At 57.1% G+C, this 22,722-nt stretch carries 22 protein-coding genes; 14 read left to right on the top strand and 8 right to left on the bottom strand.

The features are described from left to right. Positions 1 to 9: 9 nt before the first annotated feature. Both DDT56_RS00810 and yidA read left to right on the top strand, forming a co-directional pair. Positions 10 to 1,452 (top strand): 6-phospho-beta-glucosidase, encoded by a 1,443-nt coding sequence (locus tag DDT56_RS00810; protein ID WP_136164614.1) that lies wholly within the window; start codon positions 10 to 12, stop codon positions 1,450 to 1,452. Positions 1,453 to 1,585: 133 nt separating this feature from the next. Then, positions 1,586 to 2,401, top strand: a complete 816-nt coding sequence (gene yidA / locus DDT56_RS00815) for a sugar-phosphatase (protein WP_136164615.1) — start codon at positions 1,586 to 1,588, stop codon at positions 2,399 to 2,401. Positions 2,402 to 3,063: 662 nt separating this feature from the next. On the opposite strand, the gene DDT56_RS00825 is transcribed toward yidA, so the two are convergent. The 3 genes from DDT56_RS00825 to DDT56_RS00835 all read right to left on the bottom strand — a co-directional run bounded on the left by DDT56_RS00825 (position 3,064) and on the right by DDT56_RS00835 (position 5,169). Beyond that, positions 3,064 to 3,483, bottom strand: coding sequence for a putative T6SS immunity periplasmic lipoprotein (locus DDT56_RS00825; protein ID WP_136164617.1), 420 nt, complete (start codon positions 3,481 to 3,483; stop codon positions 3,064 to 3,066). Positions 3,484 to 3,486: 3 nt separating this feature from the next. After that, entirely contained in the window at positions 3,487 to 4,044 is a 558-nt protein-coding gene (locus DDT56_RS00830; RefSeq protein ID WP_136164618.1) for a type IV secretion protein Rhs, read from the bottom strand. Between the two features lie 228 nt (positions 4,045 to 4,272). Beyond that, complete coding sequence (locus tag DDT56_RS00835) at positions 4,273 to 5,169, bottom strand: LysR family transcriptional regulator (RefSeq protein ID WP_136164619.1); 897 nt, start codon at positions 5,167 to 5,169, stop codon at positions 4,273 to 4,275. Between the two features lie 133 nt (positions 5,170 to 5,302). Here DDT56_RS00835 and DDT56_RS00840 point away from each other — a divergent pair, with 133 nt between their 5' ends. From DDT56_RS00840 to DDT56_RS00895, 12 genes are all read left to right on the top strand, one after another. Further along, positions 5,303 to 6,853: an ABC transporter substrate-binding protein gene (locus tag DDT56_RS00840; RefSeq protein ID WP_136164620.1), complete on the top strand. Its 1,551-nt coding sequence runs from the start codon at positions 5,303 to 5,305 to the stop codon at positions 6,851 to 6,853. A 21-nt stretch (positions 6,854 to 6,874) separates the two neighbouring features. After that, positions 6,875 to 7,765, top strand: coding sequence for a dihydrodipicolinate synthase family protein (locus tag DDT56_RS00845; protein ID WP_136164621.1), 891 nt, complete (start codon positions 6,875 to 6,877; stop codon positions 7,763 to 7,765). A 38-nt stretch (positions 7,766 to 7,803) separates the two neighbouring features. After that, positions 7,804 to 8,757, top strand: coding sequence for a nucleoside hydrolase (locus DDT56_RS00850; protein WP_136164622.1), 954 nt, complete (start codon positions 7,804 to 7,806; stop codon positions 8,755 to 8,757). A gap of 1 nt (position 8,758) precedes the next feature. Then, the gene (locus DDT56_RS00855) at positions 8,759 to 9,712 is read left to right on the top strand and encodes a nucleoside hydrolase (RefSeq protein ID WP_136164623.1); all 954 of its coding nucleotides are present in this window, start codon (positions 8,759 to 8,761) and stop codon (positions 9,710 to 9,712) included. Continuing rightward, positions 9,712 to 10,686 carry an ABC transporter permease gene (locus DDT56_RS00860; RefSeq protein WP_136164624.1) on the top strand — a complete coding sequence of 325 codons (975 nt, stop codon included), beginning with the start codon at positions 9,712 to 9,714 and terminating at the stop codon, positions 10,684 to 10,686. The genes DDT56_RS00855 and DDT56_RS00860 overlap by 1 nt, the downstream gene beginning before the upstream one ends. Continuing rightward, the gene (locus tag DDT56_RS00865) at positions 10,686 to 11,597 is read left to right on the top strand and encodes an ABC transporter permease (protein ID WP_136164625.1); all 912 of its coding nucleotides are present in this window, start codon (positions 10,686 to 10,688) and stop codon (positions 11,595 to 11,597) included. Before DDT56_RS00860 ends, DDT56_RS00865 begins: the two co-directional genes overlap by 1 nt. A 10-nt stretch (positions 11,598 to 11,607) precedes the next feature. After that, positions 11,608 to 13,407: an ABC transporter ATP-binding protein gene (locus DDT56_RS00870; protein ID WP_136164626.1), complete on the top strand. Its 1,800-nt coding sequence runs from the start codon at positions 11,608 to 11,610 to the stop codon at positions 13,405 to 13,407. A gap of 631 nt (positions 13,408 to 14,038) precedes the next feature. Then, positions 14,039 to 14,737, top strand: coding sequence for a FadR/GntR family transcriptional regulator (locus DDT56_RS00875; RefSeq protein ID WP_136164627.1), 699 nt, complete (start codon positions 14,039 to 14,041; stop codon positions 14,735 to 14,737). Next, positions 14,734 to 15,630, top strand: coding sequence for a 2-dehydro-3-deoxygalactonokinase (locus DDT56_RS00880; protein WP_136164628.1), 897 nt, complete (start codon positions 14,734 to 14,736; stop codon positions 15,628 to 15,630). Before DDT56_RS00875 ends, DDT56_RS00880 begins: the two co-directional genes overlap by 4 nt. Further along, positions 15,614 to 16,231 (top strand): 2-dehydro-3-deoxy-6-phosphogalactonate aldolase, encoded by a 618-nt coding sequence (locus DDT56_RS00885; protein ID WP_136164629.1) that lies wholly within the window; start codon positions 15,614 to 15,616, stop codon positions 16,229 to 16,231. Before DDT56_RS00880 ends, DDT56_RS00885 begins: the two co-directional genes overlap by 17 nt. Further along, positions 16,228 to 17,376: a galactonate dehydratase gene (dgoD, locus tag DDT56_RS00890; RefSeq protein WP_136164630.1), complete on the top strand. Its 1,149-nt coding sequence runs from the start codon at positions 16,228 to 16,230 to the stop codon at positions 17,374 to 17,376. Before DDT56_RS00885 ends, dgoD begins: the two co-directional genes overlap by 4 nt. 392 nt (positions 17,377 to 17,768) lie before the next feature. Continuing rightward, positions 17,769 to 19,058, top strand: coding sequence for an MFS transporter (locus tag DDT56_RS00895; protein WP_136164631.1), 1,290 nt, complete (start codon positions 17,769 to 17,771; stop codon positions 19,056 to 19,058). Between the two features lie 76 nt (positions 19,059 to 19,134). Here the strand turns inward: DDT56_RS00895 and DDT56_RS24705 are convergent, their stop codons facing one another. The 5 genes from DDT56_RS24705 to DDT56_RS00920 all read right to left on the bottom strand — a co-directional run bounded on the left by DDT56_RS24705 (position 19,135) and on the right by DDT56_RS00920 (position 22,708). Further along, a complete protein-coding gene (locus DDT56_RS24705; protein ID WP_246856699.1) occupies positions 19,135 to 19,251 on the bottom strand; it encodes a YdgH/BhsA/McbA-like domain containing protein in 117 nt (38 codons plus the stop codon). Continuing rightward, complete coding sequence (gene ssuD / locus DDT56_RS00905; protein ID WP_136164632.1) at positions 19,214 to 20,356, bottom strand: FMNH2-dependent alkanesulfonate monooxygenase; 1,143 nt, start codon at positions 20,354 to 20,356, stop codon at positions 19,214 to 19,216. Before ssuD ends, DDT56_RS24705 begins: the two co-directional genes overlap by 38 nt. 41 nt (positions 20,357 to 20,397) lie before the next feature. Next, positions 20,398 to 21,402: a sulfonate ABC transporter substrate-binding protein gene (locus tag DDT56_RS00910; RefSeq protein WP_246856692.1), complete on the bottom strand. Its 1,005-nt coding sequence runs from the start codon at positions 21,400 to 21,402 to the stop codon at positions 20,398 to 20,400. A gap of 191 nt (positions 21,403 to 21,593) precedes the next feature. Continuing rightward, on the bottom strand, positions 21,594 to 21,995 hold the full coding sequence (locus tag DDT56_RS00915) for an ExbD/TolR family protein (RefSeq protein ID WP_136164633.1): 402 nt from the start codon (positions 21,993 to 21,995) through the stop codon (positions 21,594 to 21,596). Between the two features lie 17 nt (positions 21,996 to 22,012). Next, on the bottom strand, positions 22,013 to 22,708 hold the full coding sequence (locus DDT56_RS00920) for a MotA/TolQ/ExbB proton channel family protein (RefSeq protein WP_136164634.1): 696 nt from the start codon (positions 22,706 to 22,708) through the stop codon (positions 22,013 to 22,015). Between the last annotated feature and the right edge of the window lie 14 nt (positions 22,709 to 22,722).

The raw sequence follows: 22,722 nt of genomic DNA on the forward strand, positions 1-22,722 counted from the left end.
GGAAATGAGATGTCCGTTGTGCAATTACCGAAAGACTTTTTGTGGGGCGGCGCGGTAGCGGCGCATCAGGTTGAAGGGGGGTGGGATCAGGGCGGCAAGGGCGTCAGCATTTGCGACGTGCTTTCCGGCGGGGCGCACGGCGTGGACCGGGTAATAACCGACGGGGTGCAGCCCGGTTTCAGCTACCCCAATCATCAGGCGGTGGAGTTTTATTCCCATTATAAACAGGATATCGCGCTGTTCGCGGAGATGGGGTTTAAATGCTTCCGCACCTCCATCGCCTGGACGCGAATTTTCCCCAATGGCGATGAACAGGAGCCGAATGAAGCGGGGCTGCAATTTTATGACGACCTGTTTGACGAACTGCTGAAATACAATATTGAGCCGGTGATTACGCTCTCCCACTTCGAGATGCCGCACCATCTGGTCAAAAAGTATGGCGGCTGGCTGAACCGCCGGGTGGTGGATTTTTTTGTGCGCTACAGCGACGTGGTGATGCGGCGTTATCGGTCGAAAGTGAAATACTGGATGACGTTCAACGAGATCAACAACCAGCGCAACTGGCGCTATCCGCTGTTCGGCTACTGCTGTTCCGGGGTGATCTTTACCGAGCACGTCAATCCCGAGCAGGCGATGTACCAGACGCTGCACCACCAGTTCGTCGCCAGCGCCGCCGTGGTGAAGCGCGGTCATGAAATCAATCCCGAATTTAAAATCGGCTGCATGCTGGCGCTGGTGCCGCTTTATCCGTGGTCCTGCAACCCGGATGACGTGATGTTCGCCCAGGAGGCGATGCGTGAACGCCATCTGTGCGGGGACGTGCAGCTGCGCGGTTATTACCCGGCGTATATCCTGAAGGAGTGGGCCGCCAAGGGTTACCGGATCGAGATGCAGCCGGGAGACGAGCAGATCCTGCGGGAAGGCTGCGCGGACTATCTTGGCTTTAGCTATTACATGAGCAACGCCGTACAGTATGCCGCCAGAGATCAGACCAGCGGCGATGCCATCGCCGGCTTTAACGGCAGCGTGAAAAATCCGTACCTGAATGCGTCGGAGTGGGGCTGGCAGATTGACCCGGTGGGCCTGCGCTATACGCTGAACAGTTTCTACGAGCGTTATCAAAAACCGATGTTTATCGTTGAGAACGGCTTCGGCGCGGTTGATCACCTGGAAGAAGACGGGCAGATCCATGACGATTACCGTATCGATTATCTGCGGGCGCATATTGAGCAAATGAAAAAAGCCGTGCTGGAAGACGGGGTGGATTTGATCGGCTATACGCCATGGGGATGTATCGACTGCGTCTCTTTTACCACCGGACAGTACAGCAAGCGCTATGGCTTTATCTATGTCGACAAGCATGATGACGGCAGCGGCACGCTGCGGCGTTCGAAGAAGAAGAGCTTTAGCTGGTATCAGCGGGTGATTGCCAGCCACGGCGCCGACCTGTAACAACAGGTTGACGCTGATGCTGGTCGCGTAAAATTAAAATATGATGCGATACGCGTCGGCGTACCGCATTTCACTGGCTCTTTTGCGCTGAATCGCGTTAGCATGAAAATAATTGTGTGCCGCTGGAAAAATTATGTCTATTAAACTGATTGCTATCGATATGGATGGGACGCTGTTGACGCCCCAAAACCAAATTTCACCGGCGGTGAAAGCCGCTATCGCCGCCGCCAGAGAAAAAGGCGTTCAGGTGGTGCTGGCCACCGGCCGCCCGTTTATTGGCGTGGAGCGTTACCTGCAAGAGCTGGATTTACAGCAGGAAAGCTGCTACTGCGTAACCAACAACGGGGCGCTGGTGCAGCGTACCGTGAACGGCGACGTGGTAGAGCAAGCCACGCTCAGCTTTGATGACTACCTCTACCTTGAGGCGCTGTCGCGTAAGCTCCAGGTTCATTTCCACGCGCTGGACTTCAATTTTCTCTACACCGCGAATAAAGACATCAGCGCTTATACCGTGCATGAAGCGCATTTAACCGGTATGCCGTTGAAATACCGGACGGTGGAGGAGATGGATCGCAGCCTGACCTTCCCGAAGGTGATGATGATCGACGAGCCGTCGCTGCTGGACCGGGCGATAAGCCAGATCCCGCCGCAAGCGTATGAACGTTATACCATCCTGAGGAGCGCCGAATACTATCTGGAAATTCTGAATAAGCGGGGCAATAAGGGCCAGGGCGTGAAAATGCTGGCCGAGCATCTCAATATTCCCCGCGAGAGCGTGATGACGCTGGGCGACCAGGAAAACGACCTGGCGATGATCGATTACGCCGGGCTTGGCGTGGCGATGGGCAACGCCATCGACACGGTGAAAGCGGCCAGCCAGTTCGTCACCAAAACCAATATGGAAGATGGCGTGGCGTACGCGATTGAAAAGTTTGTTCTTAATGATTGATAGCGGTTGTTTATAGGTTCAGATCTGAATAGCCATCGTCGATGGCTATTTATTTCAGAGCGCTGACAAAGTAGCCATTGGTAATAGCGAATCCAAATCTGTCATTCTGCGTAGGCACTCAGGGCTCCGCTGAAAAATACCTTGTTAATATTTTTGTGTTTAACCTATTAGATATTAAATAAAAAATACGTATTTACACCGTTCACCCTACGGCGTAAGAAATTACGCTGAGGTGGGCGACCCCGCGAATGCGCCGCAGGACGCGGCGCAAGCCAGTGCCGCGTCGGACAAAAACGCCGGGAGCGTTTTTGAACAGCGCTTGCGCTGGCCCGGTAGGGCGAGTCTCAGGGATGAGACGAGTATTCCGTCACTGGCGGTTCGGAAAAGGGGGCGACCGCCGAAGGGACCGCGTTAGCGGCGTGATTTCAGCCACAAGCCCGGGTCCGGAGGGTGGTGGCGTTTGAACCACCCTGCGTCGGGCGCGTGCTATGACGTAACAGAGAAATGGCGGCTTTATCGCGCACGAAATATTCTCCGATGTGACATATTCCAATTTATGGGGCAGCATTCACTGCTGCGGGGATAACCTGCGGTGGTATTCGGGAACGACGGAAATGGGACACCGCGCAGAGGATGACGATGCCCCAGAGAGGTATATGCCATTAACGATCTTTCGGGATGACATCTACATGTAAGTTGTTGTTAATCTTTTTCAACGAAAATTCAGTGATAAATTCGCGACTGAATGGGAAATCTCCAGCCGCAGATTTTTTCTTTGACGTCAGCTTTGCGGAGAAGTGATATTGCTGGCCTTCCGTAAAAACATATCCCTGTGCTGGGACACACTGATTGGGCGATATCGGCTGTAACGTATCGAAAAAGGTGATTTTTCTCTTTTCAGTCTCATCCAATCTATAAATAGAAATCGCCTCTAATTTTTCATCTGCTTCGGGCATGACAGTAACGCATACTCCACCATCACGAATGCTGACGTGCGCCGGATAATCGACAGGAGCACGATCGCCTAATGACGGGCAACCAGCCAACAGTAAAGCTGATAATCCAATAAAGATCCGTCTCATTGCCTACCTCTGACGTAAAAATTTCGCCAATACTTGTTCATATTTTAAATTAACACTTTTATCTCGGGGACCAATATAGCGAACGAAACGCCCTATACCGTACATCCAGACCTCATAGCCATACCGTTTTAATAGCCAATAATCTGCTATGATTGATGCTTGCTGTTCCAGTGAGTAATTCGTTAAGGTTTTATTTTTATCCAGATTGTAACTGTAGTCCGCAGCCCAACTAAAAGCGCCTCGGAGTCGTACCCATTGCCCATGTTGGTGCTGCCAAACATGAGCCAGTTCATGAATAAAAAAGTGCTGCCTTGAGTAGTCTCTTATTTGGGAGAAATCTTTTAAAAATTCTTCTTTGCGAAAATAAATCTCGCCATTAGGCGACATACCAACGTGTTTACCTTGCAAGCCAAATGGCAGATAGCTGTCACAATGGACCCATACTTGGCTGTATACAATAGCGTTCCCAAATACCTGACGGGCCATTGATATCTCACCTAACGTCATCAAACGTAGTGTGCCTTCTTCTATCTGTTGGCTTTTCTGTTCTTGCGTTAGCATGTGTCAAAGTCCTTTCAACTATACCGAAAAATATCACTAGCGAGTTTAACCCGATTCATAAGCTGTAGGTAAAAAGAGAATTAATAAGAATTATCTTGTTTTAAGATACGGCAATCATCTTAAATTATTCACCTGTTATTTATTAGCGCGAAAAGTAATTTCTGAAAAACCCGTTAAGGGAAAGCGTAAAAGCATATAACACGCCCAAAAACCGATGGAGCGAGTCGGTTATTTCAACGCCAGACATTCCGTTATTTTTTCTTTCATCACCTCCGTAAGGTGATTAACCAACCGGCTGCGGGGAATTTGCGGCGGGTAAACCGCGCAATAGGCCATTTTTATATCGGGCGTAAACGGTTTAACAATCACCGGCGAGCGGCTATTTAACGCGGTAATGAAATCCACCACGCCGATGCCGATATTTTTCGCCGCCAGCGAACAGCTGTTCGCCATCGAGGTTTCAATCGGATTGTGTAAATACCCCAGCTCTTTTCTGACCGACAGATCGATTTGCGCCCGCAGCGGCGTGGTTCTGCCCGGAAGGATGGCGCGGTAGCGGTTTAAGTCGGCAATGGTGATCCGCTCCTCTCCGGCAAGCGGATGCGTCATCGACAATACGGCGACGGCGCTGGCGTCGGCCAGCGGTTCCGCTTCCAGTCCTTTGCTGCTCATCTGACCGAAAATAAAGCCGACGTCATACTGGTTGGCGATAATGGCATCGGTAATGCGGCTGGTGCTTTCTATGTCTAAAAACAAAGAGATATCAGGAAATTCCTCGATCAGGACCGGCAGCATTTCCTCCGCGCAGAGCGGCGACAGCGCCTGCACGGCGGCAATGCGCAGTACGCTGCCTTTGGCGTGGCGGATTTCATCGGCAATCAGGGCGATATGATCCAGCCCGATATAAAGCCGGTCGACTTCCCGGTAAAGCTTCATCGCTTCGGCGCGGGGAATAAGGCCGCGCCCGTCCCGATCAAACAGTTTCAGGTTCAGCGCGTCTTCAAAATCGCGGATCAGGCGGCTCACCGCGGGCTGGGTGATATGCATCATATTGGCGGCCGCCGTAATCCCTCCGGTGAGGATCACTTTGTGAAAGGCTTCAACCTGCCGTGGATTAATACGCATGTGCCGCTCCGAAACATAACATTTGGTTATCAATTTAACACAAAATGCAATTTTTAATTATCCACTCTAGCGCATAGACTCAATGGCATTACGATTGCTTCATTAATCAGTCATGGAATTGAGGGTTTAGTGAATGAAAAAATCAGCGCTGGCTTTATTTGTTACCGCCTTATTTTGCTCGTCGTCTTTGGCTTACGGCGCCGATTTGAATATCGGCCTGGCGACATCCACAACGTCGATGGATCCGCAGTTTTACGTGGGCGGCGCAAATAGTTCCATGGCGCGTAATATTTTTGACGGCCTGGTTGTACAAGATGAAAAACAGCAAATTGCGCCGGCTTTAGCCGTGTCGTGGAAAATTATTGACGATAAAACCTGGGAGTTTTCATTACGCCCCGGCGTGAAATTCCATGACGGCAGTGATTTTAGCGCCAAAGATGTGATTGCCAGTATCAAACGGATTGCGCTGGCATCCAAAAACAGCCCGAGCTCTTACGCGCCTTACGTGAATGATATTGCTGAAGTTAAGGAAATCAATCCGTTAACCATTCAGATTATCACCAAAGCGCCGGCGCCGCTGCTGTTGAATAATTTAAGCCGGGTGTCCATTTTACCCGCCCGTCTGGAAAATGTGCCGACGGAAACGCTGAACGCCGGGAAAGAGGTGATCGGCACCGGACCTTTCAAGTTTGTCTCCTGGGTGCCCGATGACCGGGTGGTTCTGGAGCGCAATGACGATTACTGGGGAGGAAAGGCGGAATGGGACAAAGTCACCGTTCGCGTATTTAAAAACAGCAGCGCGCGGGTAGCGGCCATTTTATCCGGTGATGTGGACATGATTGAAAACGTTCCCACAGCCGACAGCAGTAATATTAAAAAGAACCAACGGTTACAAACGATTTCAACACCAGGGAATCGTATTATTTACCTGCATATGGACCAACAAAGAGACGTTTCACCGTTCGCCAAAGGTCCTGACGGTAAAAACCCATTATTAAAAAAAGAAGTTCGCCAGGCGATGTCTTTAGCTCTTAATCGCCAGGCAATCGTCGATCGCGTTATGGACGGGCAGGCCGTTGCGGCCTCCCAGCTTGTGCCGCAGGGGTACTTCGGGTATTCCGCCTCCATTCCCGCGCCGGTTTACAATCCGGAGAAAGCCAAGCAGGAACTGGCGGCGGCGGGCTACCCCAACGGCTTTACGCTGACTTTCCACGCCTCGAACGATCGCTATCCCAATGATTCCAAAATTGCCCAGGCCGTCGGCCAGATGTTCACTCGCGTCGGCATTAAAACCGACGTGGTGACCATGCCGGGCAGCGTCTATTTCTCGCGCGCCTCCCGCCTTGAATTCAGTCTGATTATGGGCGGCGCCGCCATTGAAACCGGGGAAGCTTCCGGCGTTCTCGGTCCGCTGCTGGAAACCTTCGGCCCCCACGCCGGGCAGGGCAACCGCGGCCGCTATTCCAACGCCGACTTTGATAAGGCGCTGAGCGAGGCGCGCGCCACGCTGGACGAGGCGAAACGGGAACAGCTGCTGTCGCAGGCGATGGACATCGGTATGAACGAGCTGGGAGTGATTCCGGTGATGTTCCTGTCCAACACCTGGGCGATGAAAAAGCAGTACACCTACGTGGGCCGCTCCGACGCCTACACGCTGCCCTATTTTGTTCGTTCCGCCAACTGACGGCTAAAAAAGAGGACCGGCATGAGTGCATTCAGCGGCGTTTTTCCCTATCTGGTATCGCCGGTCAAGCCCGACGGTCAGGTTGACCGGGCGGTATTGGCCCGGCTGACGGAGCATCTTATCGGCCGCGGCGTTCACGGCCTGGTGCCGCTGGGCAGCACCGGCGAGTTCGCCTATCTCTCCGCCGCACAGCGGGAAGAGGTGGTCAGAACGGTGATCGACACCGCCCGCGGCCGCGTGCCGGTGATCGCCGGCGTGGCCTCGACCACGATTCGGGATGCGCAGGAACAGACGCAGCGCTACTGCGAGCTGGGCGCCGACGGCATTCTCGCGGTACTGGAAGCCTATTTTCCGCTCCAGGACAGCGGCGTGGAGAGCTATTTCCGCGCCATCGCCGCCGCGGCGCGGAACAAACCGGTGGTGCTCTACACCAATCCCCAGTTTCAGCGCTCCGACCTCAGCCTGCCGGTGATTGAACGGCTGAGCCATGTCGAGAACATCCGCTATATCAAAGACGCCTCCACCAATACCGGGCGTTTACTGTCCATCATCGAACGCACCCGCGGCCGGATGGAGGTCTTCTCCGCGTCGGCCCATATTCCCGCCTGCGTGATGCTGATTGGCGGCGTCGGCTGGATGGCCGGCCCGGCCTGCATTGTCCCCAAACAAAGCATTGCCCTGTACGAGGCCGCCCGCGCGGGCGACTGGGAAACGGCGATGACTCTCCAGCGTCCGCTGTGGCGCATCAATGAAATCTTCGCCCGCTATTCCATTGCCGGCTGCATTAAAACGGCGCTGCAATTGCAGGGCTTCGAGGTGGGGGAACCTTTGCCTCCGCAGCAGCCGCTGGATGAGCGGGCGCGCCAAGAGATCGCCGCGGTACTGGCGTCCGTTGACGCGCTAAACGCGTAAAATAAAAAACACCAGGAAAAGAAAGGAACCAACGTCGGATGAGCGCCGTACCGATTATTATTGATTGCGATCCGGGTATTGACGACGCCATCGCGCTGTTGAGCGCCTTTGTCGCGCCTGAGCTGGATATTCTGGGTATTTGCGCGGTGTGCGGCAATCAGCCGCTGGAGCGCACGGTGCGCAACGCCTTGCAGATTACCGAACTGGGCCGACGGACGGATATTCCGGTCTATGCGGGCTGTCATCGTCCTCTGTTCCGCCAGCCGCTGCACGGTCAGTTTCATGGCGAAAGCGGCCTGGGGAACACGGTTTTGCCCAGCCCGCAAAAGCGGGCCGAAGCGCAGCATGCGGTGAGTTTTATCATCGAGCAGTGTGAAAAAGCCGCCGCCGCCGGCAGGCCGCTTACCCTGTGTACGCTGGGGCCGTTAACCAATCTGGCGACGGCGCTGCTGATGAAACCGTCGATTGCCGCCGGCATCGAGCGCATCGTGATGATGGGCGGGGCCTACCGGGAAGCGGGCAACCGCAGCCTGACGTCGGAGTTCAATATGCTGGCCGATCCGCACGCCGCCCATGTGGTGTTCTCTTCATCGATCGCCATAGTCGCCCTGCCGCTGGACGCCACGCATCAGGTGATCCTGACGCCGGATCACGTCGCGCGCTTTATCGCGCTTGCCGGGCGGATTTCAGCCCCGCTGGGGGAGTTGATGGCGTTCTGGGACCGCAACGATATTCGCCGCTACGGTTCCCGCGGCGGCCCGCTGCACGACCCGCTGGTGATTGCCTGGGTGCTGGCGCCGGACTATTTCCGCAGCGAAAAGGCGAGCGTCTATATTGAGCATGAAAGCGAGCTCTGCATGGGGCAGACCGTCGCCGACTGGTACGGCAAGACCGCCAGGACGCCCAACGTGGACGTGGTGACCGGCGTGGACGCCGCCGGCGTTTTCGGTCTGTTTTCCAACCTGCTGAACCGCTATAAAGAGAACGCCTGACATGGCCAGACAGCGTATTATTATTGATACCGACCCCGGCGTGGATGACGCCATCGCCATCTGGCTGGCGCTGGCGGCGCCGGAACTGGACGTTCTGGGCATCACCGCCGTGGCCGGCAACGTGCCGCTTGAAGACACCCTGGTCAATGCCTGCAAGGTGGTGGGGTTGACCGGCAGAGCCGACGTGCCGGTTTACGCCGGCGCGCCAGGGCCGCTGGTGCGCGAACAGGTATACGGCAAATATGCCCATATCGGCGCCTTTGCCCATGAGCTGGTGCCGGAGACGACCTTGCCGCCGCAGCGGGAGCACGCCGTTGATTTTCTGGTGCGTACGGCGCGCCAGGCCGCGGCGGAAAACAACCCCATCACCATTTGCGCGCTGGGGCCGATGACCAATCTGGCGCTGGCGTTGCGTCATCACCCGGACGTGGCGCGCGGCGTCAAACAGATTGTGAGCATGAGCGGCGCCTTTAGCGCATTGGGCAACCGCGTTCCCTGGGCGGATTTTAACGTTTATGCCGATCCCCACGCGGCGGAGATTGTTTTTTCGTCCGGCGTACCCGTGGTGATTATGCCGCTGGATATGACCTTTCAGGCGCTGATTCAGCGGCATCAGGTCGATGACCTCGCCCGCCGCGGCGGTGCGCCCGGCGTCGCGCTGGCGGCGCTGTTGGCTCGCTTCGATCGCAATGAGGTGGCGCGTTTCGGCCGGGAAGGCGGCCCCATTCACGACGCCACCGTGGTGGCGTGGCTGCTCAATCCGGAGCTGTTCAGCGGCGTCAGCGCCACCGTCGGGGTGGAAGTGTCCGGCCGTACGGCGGGCTATGTGTTCGCCGATTTTTATCATAAGCTCGGTCAGCCCGCCAACGCGCTGGTGATGCGGGATATTGACGAACAGGGTTTCCTGTCGCTGCTTGCCGACTACCTGAGCCGCTACGGTTCTGAGGACAGTTGATGATTGCCTACCTGCTAAGCCGTATCGGACAGACGCTATTGACGCTGATCGTCATGTCGGTGCTGGTGTTTGTGGGGGTTTATCTGGTGGGCAATCCGGTGGATATGCTGCTGGGGGCGACGGCGACGCCCGCCGAAAGGCTGGCGGTGATCCAGTCGTTCGGTTTGGACAAGCCGGTGTGGGAACAGTACGGACTGTTTGTCTGGAACGCGTTGCAGGGCGATATGGGGAAATCCTTTATCTTTAACCAGCCCGCCCTGACGCTGATTTTTCAGCGTATGCCCGCCACGCTGGAGCTGGCGATGACGGCGTTCGTCATCGCGCTGGCGCTGGGCATTCCGCTGGGGATCTATGCCGGATTGCGGCCGGACAGCGCGGCATCGAAGTCGATTATGACGTTTTCCATCTTCGGTTTCAGTTTGCCCACCTTCTGGATCGGCCTGGTGATGATCATGCTGTTCAGCGTCAAGCTGGGCTGGCTCCCCGCCTCCGGCCGCGGCCACACCGACGACCTGTTCGGCATCCCCTTTAGCTTTCTGACCCGCGATGGCCTTGCCCACCTGATCCTGCCCGCCTTCAACCTGGCGCTGTTTAAAATCTCGTTGATTATTCGCCTGATGCGCGCCGGCGTTATTGAGTGCCTGCAACAGGATTACGTGCAGTTCGCGCGGTCGAAAGGGCTGTCGGAAACCCGCATTGTGCTGGTGCACGTGCTGCGCAACACCCTGATCCCGCTGATTACCGTTATCGGTCTGGAGTTGGGCTCGCTTATCGCGTTTGCCGTGGTGACGGAAACCATCTACGCCTGGCCGGGCATGGGCAAGCTGATTATCGATTCTATCGCCGTGCTGGACCGCCCGGTCATTCTGGCCTATCTGATGATTACCGTGGTGATGTTCAGCGTGATTAACCTGCTGGTCGACCTGCTGTACGTGCTGGTTGACCCGCGCGTGCGGCTGGGAGGGAATAACTGATGTCAGGCAATACCGTGCATCAACGGTCGGCCGGTCAGGAGAAAAGCCGCGCCGCCTTTACGCAGGTCATGATCGCGCTGGTCAAAGACCGGCTGGCGCTGTGCGGGCTGATTCTGCTGAGCGTCTTTATTCTGCTGGCGCTGTTTGCCCCGCTGCTCTCGCCGCAAAATCCCTACGATCTGATGCAGCTCGATATCATGGACGGGCGGCTGGCGCCGGGCTCCGACAGCCTCGGCGGCATGCACTATTGGCTGGGAACCGACGATCAGGGGCGCGATCTGTTCAGCGCCATTCTCTACGGCACTCGCATCAGCCTGATGGTCGGTTTTTCCAGCGCGCTGTTCGCCCTGCTGATTGGCGCCTCGCTGGGGCTGATCGGCGCCTATGTCGGCGGAAAAACCGACGCGGTGATTATGCGCATCGTCGATATTCAGCTCAGCTTCCCGCCGATCCTGATCGCCCTGATCCTGCTGGCGGTGCTGGGGCAGGGCGTCGATAAAATCATTTTGGCGCTGGTGGTGACCCAGTGGGCCTACTACGCGCGCACTATCCGCGGTTCGGCGCTGGTCGAGCGGCGGCGCAGCTACGTGGACGCCGCCGCCAGCATGGCCTTATCCAGCCGGAGGATTTTATTTCGCCATATTTTACCGAATTGTCTGGCGCCTCTGATCGTGGTGGCGACGATGCGCATCGCCTACGCCATCATGCTGGAGGCGACGCTCTCGTTTCTGGGCATCGGCCTGCCGGTGACCGAGCCGTCGCTGGGATTGCTGATCGCCAACGGCTTTGAATACCTGATGTCGGGCGATTACTGGATCAGTTTCTTCCCGGGGCTGACGCTGCTGCTGCTGATTGTGGCGATCAATCTGGTTGGGGATGCGCTGCGCGATATCCTCAATCCGAGGAACTAAGGGGTACAACATGACGTCGCCAATTATGTCGGTATCGCATTTGACCACCGCCTTTCAGGAGAAGGGCGAGTGGATGAACGTGGTGCGCGATCTCTCTTTCACCATCGGCGCGCGAGAGACCGTCGCCGTGGTGGGAGAGTCCGGCTCGGGGAAAAGCGTGATGGCGAAATCCATCATGCGCCTGCTGCCCGCCGGACAAAGCCGGGTGAGCGGGGCGATCCATTTCGGCGACGCGGAGCTGCTCTCCCTCTCCCCACGGGAGATGCAGGCGATTCGCGGCAACCGCATCGGGATGATTTTTCAGGAGCCGATGACCAGCCTTAATCCGGTACTGCCGATTGGCTACCAGATTACCGAGGTGCTGCGCCGCCACCGGGGAATGAACAGGGCGCAGGCGCGGGCCGAGGCGATTCGCCTGCTGGAAAAAGTGCGCATTCCCGGCGCCCGCTCGCGTCTGAATGAGTATCCGCAAAGTTTTTCCGGCGGCATGCGGCAGCGGGTGGTGATCGCCATCGCGCTGGCCTGTAATCCGCAGCTGCTGATCGCCGATGAGCCGACCACGGCGCTGGACGTCACCATTCAGGCGCAGATACTGACGCTGATTAAAACCCTTCAGGAAGAAGAGGGGATGTCGGTGCTGTTTATCACCCATGATATGGGCGTGGTGGCCGAAGTGTCCGATCGCACGCTGGTGATGTATCAGGGCGAAATGGTGGAAAACGCCGCCACCAGAGAAATTTTTCATCATCCGCAACATCCTTACACCCGCATGTTGCTGTCCGCCGTTCCTCGGCTGGGGGCCATGTCGGGCAGCGACCTGCCGCAGCGTTTCCCGCTGGTGGATCGCCAGACCGGCGAGGCGCAGCCGATACCGCGGACGGTCGATACCGTTGGCGGCGACCAGCCGGTACTGGCGGTGAAAAACCTGGTGACCCGCTTTGATATCCGCGCCGGTTTTTTCCGCCGGCTGTCCGGGCGGGTGCACGCGGTGGAAAACGTCTCTTTCGATCTGCGCCCCGGCGAAACGCTGTCGCTGGTGGGGGAGTCGGGCTGCGGAAAATCCACCACCGGGCGGTCGATCATCCGGCTGACCGAGGCCAGCAGCGGGGAAATTCTGGTTGCCGGGCAGGATATCCTGCACGCGGATAAACGTCACCTGTCCGACCGCCGGCGGCAGATCCAGATGGTGTTTCAGGACCCTTACGAAAGCCTTAACCCGAGAATGCGCGTCGGCGACGCCATTGCCGAACCGATGCTGGTTCACGGGCTGGCCGAGGCGAAAACCGTGCGCGCGCGGGTCGCGGCCCTGCTGGAACAGGTGGGGCTGCCCGGCTGGATGGCCGAGCGTTTCCCGCATCAGTTTTCCGGCGGGCAGCGGCAGCGGGTATGCATCGCCAGAGCGCTGGCGCTGGAGCCGAAGGTGATTATCGCCGACGAGTCGGTATCGGCGCTTGACGTGTCCGTCAAGGCCCAGGTGATCAATCTGATGCTGGATTTACAGCAGCGGCTGGGGCTCGCTTTCCTGTTTATTTCCCATGATATGGCGGTGGTGGAGCGCATAAGCCACCGCGTGGCGGTGATGTATCTCGGGGAGATCGTCGAGATCGGCCCGCGCGCCGCCATCTTCGACAACCCGCAGCATGAGTACACCCGCCGCCTGATTGCGGCGGTGCCGATCCCCGATCCCGACACCCGGCCGGTGCGCGCCGCGATGAGCGATGAACTGAAAAGCCCGGTGCGTCCCCCCGATTTCGTCCCCCCGCCGCGGCGCTACCGCGAGGTCTCCCCCGGCCATTTTGTGCAGCTGTGAATAACGGAGAGTATCTCTGTTCAGATTGCTGACGACCCCTTCATCTTCATCGTCATCCTCGCGCAGGCGGGGATCTACTTTCAGCTAATACATTGATATCAGAAAGATTCCTGCTTCCGCAGATACTGTGTTGAACGTCAGCGGTCAAGACACTTTTATTCACCATGCCTTACCCCTCCGTCATGCCCGCGCAGGCGGGCATCTCTGGCAACGCAGCGCCAGCAGTGAAGACCTCTCTCCGCTTTCCCCCCCGTAGAGGAATGATGGATTTGGGGTCGGTATTATAGATGTTTACTTTGTCAATGGTCTGAACGGAGATTATCTCCGTTTTTTCAACGTATGGCCGTGCGCCGAACGGCATAGTACAAAGCGCTTTGCAAACAGCGGTCGTCACCCCGTTCCCTCACTATCCCCGTCTTGTAGCCATCTTCCTTAATAAATTATTGCCAGTTTGTGAAATTGTCCGTTTTGTGATCCGGATTGTAGTACTAAATATATAAATGGTACTACAATCAATCTCAGGCAGAAGCAAATTTGGCGGTTATTGTGCAACACTTCGAGGACGCCCAACGGCGCGGCAGGTAAAGTAAGGGCATTACTGGCTACCTGTTTCCATTCCGTTGAGGTGACGATGAATAAGCACGAACTAAGCAAAACCGACCGCATCATTCTGGTCGTTGGTCAGCAGATTGTCGGGGGAAAGTATGCGCCGGGAACGCCGTTGCCGGCTGAAACGGAACTGTGCGAAGAGTTTCAGACGTCGCGCAATATCATTCGGGAAGTGCTCAGGGCGCTGATGGCGAAGCGGCTGGTGGACGTGAAGCGCTATCGCGGCGCGTTTGTGGCGCCGCGCAGCCAGTGGAACTATCTGGATACCGAGGTTCTGCAATGGGTGTTAGCCAGCGATTATGACCCGCGGCTGATCGGCGCCATGAGCGAGGTGCGTAATCTGGTTGAACCGACGATCGCCCGCTGGGCCGCCGAACGGGCGACCTCGAGCGAGCTGGCGGTGATTGAGTCCGCGCTGAACGACATGATCGCCCATCACCAGGATCGCGATGCGTTCAACGAGGCGGACATCCGCTTTCATGAAGCGGTGCTGGCGGCGGTGCATAACCCGGTTTTACAGCAGCTCAGCGTGGCAATCAGTTCGCTGCAACGCGCGGTTTTTGAACGTACCTACATGCCGGACGTCGACAACATGCCGCGCACATTGCGCGAACACCAGGATCTCTACGATGCCATCCGGCATCAGGATGTTGAAGCAGCGGAGCGGGCGGCCTTGTCGATGATCGCCAGCTCGACGAAACGGTTAAAGGATATTACATGAGCGACAGCTATATCGCGATTGACTGGGGATCCACCAATCTGCGCGCCTGGCTTTACCTGAACGGCGCCTGCGTCGACAAGACGCAGTCCGAGGCCGGCGTAACGCGTTTAAACGGCCGGACGCCGCAACAGGTTTTTCAGCAAATTATCGCCCCCTGGCAGCGGCATGACGTGCCGGTGGTGATGGCCGGGATGATCGGCAGCAACGCCGGCTGGCTGTCGGTGCCTTACCTGTCATGCCCGACCCGGCTGACGGAGGTGGCGCGCCGCTTGACGCGCGTTGACGCGGCGGAACCGCTGGCGGCGTGGATTGTTCCCGGCCTGAGCATTGAGCGGGAAGATAACTGCAACGTGATGCGCGGAGAGGAAACGCAGCTGATCGGCGCCTATCGCGAATGTCCGTCGGCGCTCTATCTGATGCCGGGTACGCATTCGAAGTGGGTGCTGACCGATGGCAGCGCCGTGACCGATTTTCGCACCGTGATGACCGGCGAACTTCATCACCTGCTGATAAAGCAGTCGTTGATCGGCGTCGGCATCGGCGAGCAGCGGCCTTCCCCTCAGGCTTTTCAGCAGGGGCTGGAGCAGGGATTCGCCGAGGAAAATATTATTCGTTGCCTGTTTGAAACCCGTGCGGCGCACGTGCTGGGGCGGTTGGAAAAAAGCGCCGTCAGCGACTGGCTTTCCGGGGTGCTGATCGGCAATGAGGTGGCGCAGATGCAGCGTCAATATCAGGTCGTCGCGGGTACTTGCGTGACCATTATCGGTAGCCCGGCGCTCGCCGAGCGTTACCAGCCGGCCTTACGCAAAGCCGGCCTGCGCTTTCAGTCGCTGGACGGCGATCGGGCTTTTCAGGCAGGTATAAGGAGCATTGTCAATGAGTTGGAATACTAGTCTTCCCTTGATTGCCATTTTGCGCGGCATTACGCCCGATGAGGTGCTGGATCACGTCGCCGCGCTGCTGGACGCCGGATTCGACACGGTGGAAATTCCGCTGAACTCGCCGCAGCCGTATCAGAGCATTCAACTGGCGGTTGAACATTTTGGCGGCCGGGCGCTGATCGGCGCGGGAACGGTGCTGCAGCCGGAGCAGGTGAATGAGCTGCATAAGATCGGCGCCAAACTGGTGGTGACGCCCAACATCAATCCCGCCGTGATCCGTCGTGCGGTCGACTATGGCATGACGGTTTGTCCGGGCTGCGCGACGGCGACGGAGGCGTTTAACGCGCTGGATGCCGGTGCGCAGGCGCTGAAAATATTTCCTTCCGTCGCTTTCGGGCCGGGCTACATCAAGGCGCTGAAAGCCGTGTTGCCGCCGGCGATCCCGGTGTTTGCCGTCGGGGGCGTTACGCCGGAGAATCTGGCGGATTATCTTGGCGCCGGGTGTATCGGCGCGGGACTGGGCAGCGATCTCTACCGCGCCGGCCAGTCCGTCGACGTGACTGCACAACAAGCTCACGCTTTTGTTAAAGCCTATAAGGATGCTGTTCAATGAAAATTACTAAAATCACAACCTACCGGCTGCCGCCGCGCTGGATGTTTTTGAAGATAGAAACGGACGAAGGCGTTGTCGGCTGGGGCGAACCGGTGATTGAAGGCAGGGCGCGCACGGTGGAGGCCGCCGTGCATGAGCTTTCCGATTATCTGATAGGTCAGGATCCGGCGCGCATAAACGATATCTGGCAGGTGCTTTACCGCGCCGGCTTCTACCGCGGCGGCCCGATTCTGATGAGCGCCATCGCCGGTATCGATCAGGCGTTATGGGATATCAAGGGTAAGGTGCTGGGCGTTCCGGTTTATCAACTGCTGGGCGGTCTGGTGCGCGACAGGATTAAAGCCTACAGCTGGGTCGGCGGCGATCGCCCATCCGAAGTCATTGCCGGTATTAAAAAGCTGACTGAAATTGGTTTCGATACCTTCAAGTTAAACGGCTGTGAAGAGATGGGCATCATCGATAACTCACGTAAAGTGGACGCCGCCGTGGCGGTGGTGGCCGAAATTCGCGAAGCGTTTGGCAATAGTATCGAGTTCGGCCTCGATTTCCACGGCCGCGTCGATGCGCCGATGGCGAAAATCCTGATCAAAGAGCTGGAGCCTTATCGCCCGCTGTTTATTGAAGAACCGGTGCTGGCCGAGCAGGCGGAGTATTATCCGCGCCTGGCGGCGCAGACGCATCTGCCGATTGCCGCGGGCGAACGGATGTTCTCCCGTTTTGACTTCAAACGCGTCCTGGCGGACGGCGGGCTGGCGATTATTCAGCCTGATTTATCCCACGCCGGCGGGATTACCGAGTGCTTCAAGATTGCGGCGATGGCGGAATCTTACGATGTCGCGCTGGCCCCGCATTGTCCGTTGGGTCCGATTGCGTTGGCGGCCTGTTTACATATTGACTTCGTCGCCCGCAATGCCGTGTTCCAGGAACAGAGTATGGGTATTCACTATAATAAGGGCGCGGAGCTGCTGGATTATGTGATTAATAAAGAGGACTTCGTCATGACGGACGGTCATTTTTATCCGTTAAATAAACCAGGGCTGGGAGTGGAAATTAATGAAGAACTGGTGATAGAGCGCAGCAAAAATGCCCCTGACTGGCGTAACCCGGTATGGCGTTATTCTGATGGCGCGGTGGCGGAGTGGTAATTATTTAGAACGGCTCCCCCCGAGGTTAGCGCCGGTTAAAATTTAAATCTTGCTCAATATATCAATATATATTGCGAGGGCTCTTATATCTGAAAAATTTTAACTGGCCTGAATCAGGGGGCTGCTCTTTAAGTCTTGTTTATTAATAGATGATGCGGATGAATTCGTTTATCAAGCTTTCATCTCATTGGTTTTATTAAATCATAAGAAGATAAATTTTCAGGAATCACAAGGGACTGTTGTCACTGGTCGTCCATTACACATTTCGGGGAAAACGAAGGGTAATGTAAAAAGCATAACCACCTGCTGGTGTTGTTTATATCTTTAAAATGGCTGACGGATAATCACTATCGTCAGCGTTACAAAATAAATAGCGATAACAGGAATATAAGATGGATATGACATTAACTGCCCGACCTACAAAACGGCGTTATCTCACATTGCTGATGATTTTTATTACGGTAGTGATTTGTTACGTTGACCGGGCGAACCTGGCTGTGGCTTCGGCGCATATTCAGGAAGAGTTCGGCATTAGCAAGACTCAAATGGGTTATATTTTTTCTGCGTTTGCCTGGACATATACTTTATGTCAAATACCGGGAGGCTGGTTTCTTGATCGGGTGGGCTCAAAGCTGACATATTTTATCGCCATTATGGGTTGGTCGATTGCGACTTTATTACAGGGGTTTGCCACGGGGCTGGCTTCCTTAATCGGTTTACGGGCGGTCACCGGATTATTTGAAGCGCCGGCCTTTCCCACCAATAACCGTATGGTAACCAGCTGGTTTCCCGAGCAGGAACGGGCGTCTGCCGTCGGGTTTTATACTTCCGGGCAGTTTGTCGGTTTGGCATTTTTAACGCCATTGTTAATTTGGGTTCAGGAGCTCCTGAGCTGGCATTGGGTATTTATTATCACCGGCGGGATCGGTATTGTCTGGGCGGTAATCTGGCATTTTGTTTATCAGCCCCCTAAAAAAAGCCGCGGGATCAACCGCGCGGAGTTGGACTATATTTCCGCGGGCGGCGGCATCGTCGATGGCGACGCGCCTTCCGAGAAAAAATCCCGCACGCCGTTGTCTGCGGCCGACTGGAAACTGGTATTTAACCGCAAGCTGGTTGGCGTCTATATCGGGCAGTTTGCCGTGACGTCCACGCTGTGGTTCTTCCTGACCTGGTTCCCTAACTATTTGACGCAGGAAAAACAGATCAGCGCCCTGACGGCGGGGTTTATGACGATTGTTCCCTTCCTGGCGGCGTTCGTCGGCGTTTTGCTGTCGGGATTTGTGGCTGACTGGCTGGTGCGTCGCGGTAAGTCGATCGGTTTAGCCCGGAAGACGCCGATTATCTGTGGCTTATTGATTTCAACCTGCATTATGGGGGCCAACTACACCAACGATCCCATCTGGATCACGGTGCTGATGGCCGTCGCCTTCTTTGGTAATGGATTTGCCTCCATCACCTGGTCGCTGGTGTCGTCACTGGCGCCGATTCGGCTGATCGGTCTGACCGGCGGCGTATTCAACTTTGTGGGCGGCCTGGGCGGAATTACCGTACCGCTGATTATCGGCTATCTGGCGCAGGATTATGGTTTTGCTCCCGCATTAACCTACATTGCCGTGGTTGCCCTGATAGGGGCATTGTCTTACATCTTCCTGGTGGGCGACGTTGAGCGCGTAGGCTAACGCCCGACCGAAAAAAACGGACTTTCCTCCATCTGGGGGAAAGTCCGTTTAATTTTTTGATTATCCGGCGAAGCCGTTAATTATAGATGACCGCGGTGCCGCGCAGTTGGTTATCGCCGTTGGCGGAGGTGATGGTGAACGCTCTGGCGCCCGCCTCAGCTCTGCGACACTTTCCGCGGCGGAATATACCGATTGGCGACGGTTTCTCCGGACGCTTCCACCGAGCGCAGCGGCGTGGGATGCGCCAGATCGAGATGCGGGAACAGCAGTTCGCCGACCCGGTAGGCCTCTTCCAGATGCGGATAGCCGGAAAGGATAAAGGTATCGATGCCGAGATCGGCGTATTCCTGAATGCGCGCCGCCACCGTCGGGCCGTCGCCCACCAGCGCGGTGCCGGCGCCGCCGCGCACCAGTCCCACCCCGGCCCACAGGTTCGGGCTGATTTCCAGATTGTCCTTTTTACCGCCGTGCAGCGCCGCCATTCGCTGTTGTCCGACCGAGTCGAAGCGGGAAAAGGCGGCCTGCGCGGCGGCGATGGTCTCATCGTCCAGATGTGAGATCAGCCGATCGGCGGCCTGCCAGGCTTCCTCGGTGGTCTCCCGCACGATCACGTGCAGGCGGATGCCGAATCGCACCTGGCGCCCTTTGGCCTGCGCCTTGGCGCGCACCTCGTCCAGCTTTTCCTTCACCTGCGCGGGCGGTTCGCCCCAGGTCAGGTAGAGATCGACCTGATCGGCCGCCAGATCCTGCGCCGCCGCGGACGAACCGCCGAAATAGAGCGGCGGGCGCGGCTGCTGCACCGCGGGATAAATCAGTTTGGCGCCTTTCACCTGAAGGTGCTTACCGTCAAAGTCGACGGTTTCCCCTTCCAGCAGCCGGCGCCAGATATGGGTAAATTCGGCGGACGCCTCGTAACGTTCGTCATGATCGAGAAACAGCCCTTCGGCGGCCAGCTCTTCCGGGTCGCCGCCGGTAACCAGATTGAACAGCGCCCGGCCGTTCGACAGCCGGTCCAGCGTGGCGGCCTGGCGCGCGGCAGTGGTCGGCGAGATGACGCCGGGGCGCAGCGCAACCAGAAACTTCAGCCGCTGCGTCACCGGGATCAGCGAGGCGGCAACCAGCCAGGAATCTTCGCAGGAGCGGCCGGTGGGCAGCAATACGCCGCCGAATCCCTGCTGCTCGGCGGCCTGCGCCACCTGTTGCAGATAGTTGTAATCCACATGGCGGGCGCCCTCTGAACTGCCAAGGTAGCGGCCGTCGCCGTGGGTGGGTAGAAACCAGAATACGTTAAGGCTCATGGCGTTATCTCCTGAGCGACGAGCGCGTGCGATCGCCGGAATTAGTGCGTATGGGGATGCCAGACGCGTTGCGCGACATCGACCTTCACCGGCAGCAGCCGGTTTTCATAAAACAGATCGGCGGTATATTGCTGGGCTTTGATCGTGGCGGCATCCAGCGGTTTGATGGTGGAGGGCGGACGGTGGCTGAGCGCGGTCTCAATCACCTTTTCCGGCAGGCCGACCGCGTTCGCCAGCAGCGTGACGCTCTGGGCGCGATCGCTTTGCGTCAGCGCATCGGCCTGGGTCAGCACCTCCAGCACCTGACCGATAAAGGCGCCGTTTTGTTCGGTATAGGGGCGGGCGGCCAGGTAAAAAGAGCCGGTCTTGTTCAGGCCGGTGCCGTCGGCCAGCACCCGGACGCCGCCTTCGACCAGCGCGGCGGAGTAATAGGGGTCCCAGATGGTCCAGGCGTCGACATTGCCTTGTTGAAAGGCGGCGCGGGCGTCGGCCGGGGTGAGGTAGATCGGCTTAATATCGCTGAACGCCAAACCCGACTTTTGCAACAGCTGCAGCAGCGTATTGTGCGCGCTGGAGCCTTTCTGGAAGGCGATTTTGCGCCCTTTCAGATCGGCGACGCTGTTGATCGGGCTATCTTCGCGCACCAGGATCACTTCGACCAGAGGTTTGGGCGGCTCCACGCCGACGTACAGCAGATCCGCCCTGGCGGCCTGGGCGAAAATAGGCGGAATATCGCCGGTACTGCCCAGATCGATACTGCCGACGTTAAGCGCCTCCAGCATTTGCGGACCGGCCGGAAATTCAATCCAGCTGATCCTGGTCTGCGGAAAGCGTTTCTCCAGCAATTGATGGGATTTGGCCAGCACCAGAGGGATGGACCCTTTTTGAAAGCCGATGCGCAACTGCTCCGGCGCGGTGTCCTGCGCGTGGGCGCCGCCGGCAAACAGGGCGGCAAGGGTAATGATTGCCGCGCACGCGCGGTGCAGAAACGTGCTGCGTTGTCCTGGGGTTCCCGAACCCGGTGTCGTCGTTGAGTCCTTCATCATGAACAGCGTACCTTTATGACTAAAATAACCAAAAATTAAAATAAAGTGATAATGCGCAACATCGAATGGATAACCATAACAGGCGCGGCGAGATTTTTTTAAATCTCAATTTCTGGTTTTTATAGTTAAAAACAGAAAGTGCCATCCACGCGGCAACGATGGCAATCTCCGCGGTACGGGTATTTTTTCCCTCAGCGAGCGGTAATCACCGCGACTTTGCTGATGCCCGCGCGTTCGATACTGGCCAGCGATTTTGCCACCAGACCGTAGCTGACGTCCTCGCTGGCCCGCAGCTGTATCTGAACGGCGTCGTCCGCTTCTCTGGCGGCGGCAAGGCGGGGTTCCAACTGCTCCAGCGGCAGGCTCTCGTCGCCGACGAACAGCGTACCGCGCTGGTCAATGCTGACCACCAGCGGCTTTTGGGCGTCCGGCGGCGCCGTTGCCGCCGTTTTGGGCAAATTGACGGGGATGGTATTGGTGAGCAGCGGCGCGGTGACGATAAATACCACCAGCAGAACCAGCATCACGTCCACCAGCGGGGTGACGTTGATTTCACTCTGAATTTCAGAGGTGCTTTGCGGAGTAAAAGCCATTTTCCGTCTCCTTTTGATTAGCGTTGTTCAGCGCTTGCGGCCTGCGGCGCCGCTGCGGTCAGGCGAAAACCGTTTTTTTGCACGATGTTGTAAAAGTCGTGGGCAAAGTCATCCAGTTTGGCGACGGTGCTTTTTACGCGCCGCAGGAAATAGTTGTACGCCAGCACCGCGGGTACGGCGACGGCGATGCCGATGCCGGTGGCCAGTAACGCCGCCCCCACGGGACCGGCGACGGTTTCCAGGCTGGCGCTGCCCGCGCTGCTGATGCTTTGCAGCGCGTCCATGATGCCCCAGACGGTGCCGAACAGCCCGACGAAGGGCGAGATGGAGCCAATGGAGGCGATAAGCGCCAGCCCGGACTCCAGAGCCCGGCTTTCACGCAGGATCTGATGCCGCAAGGCGCGCTCGAAGCGATCCTGAAAATCAATCTCTTGCACCAGCCCTCTGTTGAGCTCGCTGTCGATATTAAGCGAGGAAAGCCCGGCCTGGGCGACGTTGGCCGCCGCCCCGACATACTGATGATGGCGGCTTTGCACCTCCTGCAGGGAGTCGGCGTGCCAGAATGCGGCTAAAAATCGGCGATCGTGGCGTTTTACCCGGTGAAACTGGGTGATTTTGATAATGACGAACGACCAGGTGATAACCGAAAACGCGATAAGCAACCAAATCGTCAGCGTTTCGATGGAAAAAGGGGGTTGATGGGCGAATAGCATGATGTGCTCCGGTG

Origin of the sequence: Brenneria corticis (genome assembly GCF_003115855.1) — a bacterium.
GTDB lineage: Bacteria > Pseudomonadota > Gammaproteobacteria > Enterobacterales > Enterobacteriaceae > Brenneria > Brenneria corticis.

Bases quoted from the DNA above. Each gene is read 5' to 3' on its own strand.
- yidA (WP_136164615.1), top strand. From the start codon at position 1,586: ATGTCTATTAAACTGATTGCTATCGATATGGATGGGACGCTGTTGACG.
- DDT56_RS00835 (WP_136164619.1), bottom strand. From the start codon at position 5,169: ATGCGTATTAATCCACGGCAGGTTGAAGCCTTTCACAAAGTGATCCTC.
- DDT56_RS00895 (WP_136164631.1), top strand. From the start codon at position 17,769: ATGGATATGACATTAACTGCCCGACCTACAAAACGGCGTTATCTCACA.
- DDT56_RS00840 (WP_136164620.1), top strand. From the start codon at position 5,303: ATGAAAAAATCAGCGCTGGCTTTATTTGTTACCGCCTTATTTTGCTCG.
- DDT56_RS00850 (WP_136164622.1), top strand. From the start codon at position 7,804: ATGAGCGCCGTACCGATTATTATTGATTGCGATCCGGGTATTGACGAC.
- DDT56_RS00910 (WP_246856692.1), bottom strand. From the start codon at position 21,402: ATGATGAAGGACTCAACGACGACACCGGGTTCGGGAACCCCAGGACAA.
- DDT56_RS00830 (WP_136164618.1), bottom strand. From the start codon at position 4,044: ATGCTAACGCAAGAACAGAAAAGCCAACAGATAGAAGAAGGCACACTA.
- dgoD (WP_136164630.1), top strand. From the start codon at position 16,228: ATGAAAATTACTAAAATCACAACCTACCGGCTGCCGCCGCGCTGGATG.
- DDT56_RS00845 (WP_136164621.1), top strand. From the start codon at position 6,875: ATGAGTGCATTCAGCGGCGTTTTTCCCTATCTGGTATCGCCGGTCAAG.
- DDT56_RS00870 (WP_136164626.1), top strand. From the start codon at position 11,608: ATGACGTCGCCAATTATGTCGGTATCGCATTTGACCACCGCCTTTCAG.
- DDT56_RS00880 (WP_136164628.1), top strand. From the start codon at position 14,734: ATGAGCGACAGCTATATCGCGATTGACTGGGGATCCACCAATCTGCGC.
- DDT56_RS00920 (WP_136164634.1), bottom strand. From the start codon at position 22,708: ATGCTATTCGCCCATCAACCCCCTTTTTCCATCGAAACGCTGACGATT.
- DDT56_RS00875 (WP_136164627.1), top strand. From the start codon at position 14,039: ATGAATAAGCACGAACTAAGCAAAACCGACCGCATCATTCTGGTCGTT.
- DDT56_RS00855 (WP_136164623.1), top strand. From the start codon at position 8,759: ATGGCCAGACAGCGTATTATTATTGATACCGACCCCGGCGTGGATGAC.
- DDT56_RS00825 (WP_136164617.1), bottom strand. From the start codon at position 3,483: ATGAGACGGATCTTTATTGGATTATCAGCTTTACTGTTGGCTGGTTGC.
- DDT56_RS00915 (WP_136164633.1), bottom strand. From the start codon at position 21,995: ATGGCTTTTACTCCGCAAAGCACCTCTGAAATTCAGAGTGAAATCAAC.
- DDT56_RS00860 (WP_136164624.1), top strand. From the start codon at position 9,712: ATGATTGCCTACCTGCTAAGCCGTATCGGACAGACGCTATTGACGCTG.
- ssuD (WP_136164632.1), bottom strand. From the start codon at position 20,356: ATGAGCCTTAACGTATTCTGGTTTCTACCCACCCACGGCGACGGCCGC.
- DDT56_RS00810 (WP_136164614.1), top strand. From the start codon at position 10: ATGTCCGTTGTGCAATTACCGAAAGACTTTTTGTGGGGCGGCGCGGTA.
- DDT56_RS00865 (WP_136164625.1), top strand. From the start codon at position 10,686: ATGTCAGGCAATACCGTGCATCAACGGTCGGCCGGTCAGGAGAAAAGC.
- DDT56_RS00885 (WP_136164629.1), top strand. From the start codon at position 15,614: ATGAGTTGGAATACTAGTCTTCCCTTGATTGCCATTTTGCGCGGCATT.